The organism is Micromonospora sp. NPDC049580 (assembly GCF_040675595.1).
Classification (GTDB): domain Bacteria; phylum Actinomycetota; class Actinomycetes; order Mycobacteriales; family Micromonosporaceae; genus Micromonospora.
This window is the reverse complement of sequence record NZ_JBFAPG010000603.1, coordinates 1-3275: the sequence shown is the minus strand read 5'-3', so window position 1 is coordinate 3275 and position 3275 is coordinate 1. Positions and strand designations below refer to the sequence as shown.

Annotated in this window: 4 protein-coding genes and 1 pseudogene; 3 read left to right on the top strand and 2 right to left on the bottom strand. The window is 72.9% G+C overall.

Annotated elements, in window-relative coordinates; genetic code table 11:
* Nucleotides 1-89: 89 nt before the first annotated feature.
* Nucleotides 90-587 carry a GNAT family N-acetyltransferase gene (locus AB0J68_RS29795; RefSeq protein ID WP_354860432.1) on the top strand — a complete coding sequence of 166 codons (498 nt, stop codon included), beginning with the start codon at nt 90-92 and terminating at the stop codon, nt 585-587.
* On the top strand, nt 584-1510 hold the full coding sequence (rarD, locus tag AB0J68_RS29790; protein ID WP_355065359.1) for an EamA family transporter RarD: 927 nt from the start codon (nt 584-586) through the stop codon (nt 1508-1510). The genes AB0J68_RS29795 and rarD overlap by 4 nt, the downstream gene beginning before the upstream one ends.
* A 42-nt stretch (nt 1511-1552) precedes the next feature.
* On the opposite strand, the gene AB0J68_RS29785 is transcribed toward rarD, so the two are convergent.
* Both AB0J68_RS29785 and AB0J68_RS29780 read right to left on the bottom strand, forming a co-directional pair.
* Entirely contained in the window at nt 1553-2272 is a 720-nt protein-coding gene (locus AB0J68_RS29785; protein WP_354860435.1) for a zf-HC2 domain-containing protein, read from the bottom strand.
* Complete coding sequence (locus AB0J68_RS29780; RefSeq protein ID WP_234584867.1) at nt 2269-2763, bottom strand: sigma-70 family RNA polymerase sigma factor; 495 nt, start codon at nt 2761-2763, stop codon at nt 2269-2271. The genes AB0J68_RS29785 and AB0J68_RS29780 overlap by 4 nt, the downstream gene beginning before the upstream one ends.
* 237 nt (nt 2764-3000) lie before the next feature.
* Between AB0J68_RS29780 and AB0J68_RS29775 the strand changes: the two are divergent.
* Nucleotides 3001-3275, top strand: a pseudogene (locus AB0J68_RS29775) (phosphatase); the annotation flags it as partial.

Sequence of the window (3275 nt, the reverse complement as noted above, 5' to 3'; positions counted from 1 at the left end):
CCCGGCTCCCGATGGGCCGGGCGGTGCGGCGACCAGAGTTCGGGAATTGGCGGGTCTGCGAGCCGGTCGGGTTGGCTAGCCTCGCAGGCGTGTTCTCGCTAACCCGCGCCGACGGCCACCTGATCAGCACCGATCCCGCCCGGCTCGACCTGGACCGGATACACCACTGGCTGTCCACCGACGCGTACTGGGCGCTGGGGCGTGACCGGGAGACGGTCGTGCGGGCGTTCGCCGGGTCACTGCCGTTCGGCGTCTACCGGCCCGGGGACGGCCGCCAGGTGGCGGTGGCCCGGGTGGTCACCGACGGCGCCACCTTCGCCTGGCTCTGCGATTTGTACGTCGACCGGGCCTTTCGGGGCCTCGGGCTGGGTGGTTGGCTGGCCGGCGCGGTGCGCGACCACCTGGCCGAGCTGGGCGTACGCCGGATCCTGCTGGCCACCAACGACGCGCACGAGGTGTACGCGCGGGTCGGCTTCACCCCGTTGGACGTTCCCCAGCGGTGGATGCAGCTCGACCGGCGGCCACCGGTGACTCCGATCACCGGAAAGGAACAAAGCGGAGGTTCACCCCTTACGGTGGAGGCGTGACGCCACTCCGCCTGGGATACCTCTACGGCATCGGTGCGTATCTGCTCTGGGGTTTCTTTCCGCTCTACTTCAAGCTGCTGCGGCCCACCGGCCCGCTGGAGATCCTGGCCCACCGGATCGTCTGGTCGGTGCTCTTCGTGGCCCTGCTGCTCGGCGCGCTGCGCAACATCGGCTTCCTGCGGGCGCTGCTACGCCGCCGCCGGACGGTCGCCGGGATCGTCGCCGCGTCCGCGCTGATCGCCATCAACTGGGGCATCTACATCTACGGAGTCAGCTCCAACCGGGTGGTGGAGACCGCGCTCGGCTACTTCATCAACCCCCTCGTGGTGGTGCTGCTCGGGGTGACGGTGCTGCGGGAACGACTCCGCCCGGCGCAGTGGGTGGCGCTGGGCATCGGCGCGTCGGCCGTCGCGGTGCTCGCCGTCGACTACGGCCGGCTGCCCTGGCTGGCCCTGAGCCTGGCGTTCAGCTTCGCCGGCTACGGCCTGATCAAGAAGCAGCTCGGGTTGCCCGCCGCCGAGGGGCTCTTCGTCGAGTCGGCGGTGCTGGCGCTGCCCGCGCTGGGCTATCTCGCCTGGCTGAACCGGCATGGCGGGTTGACCTTCGGGCACGTCTCGGCCGGGCACACCGCGCTGCTGGTGCTGGCCGGCGCGGCCACCGCGATCCCGCTGCTGCTCTTCGCCGGGGCCGCCAACCGGCTGCCACTGACCGGCCTCGGCATGATCCAGTACCTGGCGCCGATCCTCCAGCTCGCCTGCGGCGTGCTGATCTTCCACGAGCCGATGCCGCCGGCCCGCCTCGCCGGCTTCGCACTGGTCTGGCTCGCCCTGGTGGTCTTCACCGCCGACGCCATTCGCCAGGCCCGTCAGGCCCGCCAGTCCCGCAGCACCCCTCGTCTCCCGAGCCCCGTCCCAACCCCCTGACCCACCCCGCCCTGGCCGTGCCCCCGCGATGGGGCGCGCGGGTTAGGGGACCGCGTACGTCAGCAGGGGGGTGCCGTCGGATCGTTGAAGTTCCACGCTGACCAGCTCGGCGTCGGTGAAGCGGGTGACGCCGGTGAAGCTGAGGTCGTCGCCGGGGGCCGCCAGCCAGGAGCCGATCTGCTCGCTGCTGCCGTTCGGGCCGTGCGCCACCAGCCGGAACGGGTACGCCTTGCCGTAGCTCGTCCGCGCGTCGTACCCGCAGTGCATGGTCACCTCGGTGCCCCACTTGCTGCCGGCCAACCCGATCTCGGCGTGCACCGGCCCGGCGGTGGCCACCGGCCGCATGGCGACCATCGACACCTGCGGGGCGGGGCGGGTGCCCTGTGCCCCCGGGGTGACCGGCGGGGCGACCGGTCGGGGCAGCACCGCGGCCGTGCCGACACCCACCACGAGGGCGAGCGCGGCGGCAGCCAGCGTGGTGAGGGCGTACCGCCGACGGGTCGCGGCGCGCTCGCGGCGCCGGCGGCTCCGGGCCTCCTCGAGCAGCGCGGGCACCCGGGGCGGGGACGGCGGCGGCAGGAACTGCTCCAGGCCCGCCGGGTCGAGGCGACCGAGCAGTCCGGGCAGGACGGCGATCTCGGCGACCGCGTCCCGGCAGGAGGCGCAGCCGGCGAGGTGCCGCTCGTAGGCCGCCCGCTCGGCGGGGGCCAGGGCACCCAGCACGTACGCGCCGTCGTCGTGCGCGAACTCGCACCGAGTCATCCCGTCACCCCCATCTCGGCCAGGACCAACCGTAGTGAGCGCAGGGCGTAGTGGGTGCGCGACTTCACCGTGCCCGGCGGCACGCCCAGCCGCGACGCCGCCTCGGCCACCGACCGCCCCTGGTAGAAGCATTCGACAAGCACTTCGCGGTGGGTGGGGCTGAGCCGGTTCAACGCCTCGGCGACGGTCCACGCCTCCACCGCACGCTCTGCCTCGTCGACCACCTCGGGCGGCTCGGGCAGCTCGTCGGTGAACACCTCACCGACCCGGGTGGACCGTCGCCGCCAGGCGTCGATGGCCAGGTTACGGGCGGTGGTGAACAGCCAGGCGCGTACGGAGCCGCGTCGCGGGTCGAGGGACTCGGGGTGCCGCCAGGCCCGCAGCAGCGTCTCCTGCACCAGGTCCTCGGCCCGCTGCCGATCGCCGTTGACCAGCCGCAGGGCGTGTGCGTACAGCGCCTCCGCGTGCTCGTCGTGCAGCGCCCGCAGCAGTTGGGCGTCATGGTCGCTGATGGCGGTCTCCTCACTTCCGGGCGCGCGTCCGGCGGTGTGTCCGCTCGGGAATACGTGCGGTCACGCCGAACGGTTCAGCCCGAGGTCAGACCGCTGGTCCCCACGCAGGTGTTCACGCCTGGTTCACATTGCGGCCGACGACCGCTCACCACGTCCTCCTAGCGTCCGGCTGGTACGCCGCCTGTCGTGCCACCGACTTTCCTGGAGGCCACTGAAATGAGCGACCGTCCCCGGCTGCTCCCCCTGTTGACCGGTAACCGTCATGGCACCCGTGACGCCATGACCTGTCTGTACCGCTGCGGCAACGCCTGTGACCACCCCGTCCCGAACACGTCGGACAACGCGTACTTCGGCGACGTGGTGAACGCGGAGGTCTCCCGGCGCGGCGTCGTCCGGGCCGGCGCGGTCGGCGCCCTGGTCCTCGGCTTCGGTGGCGCGGCGGCCGGCGCGCTGGCCGGCGCGACCCCCGCCGCCGCGGCGGCCCCCGCCAC

Excerpts from the sequence above, each read along its gene's own strand:
- AB0J68_RS29785 (WP_354860435.1), bottom strand. The coding sequence starts at position 2,272 with ATGACTCGGTGCGAGTTCGCGCACGACGACGGCGCGTACGTGCTGGGT.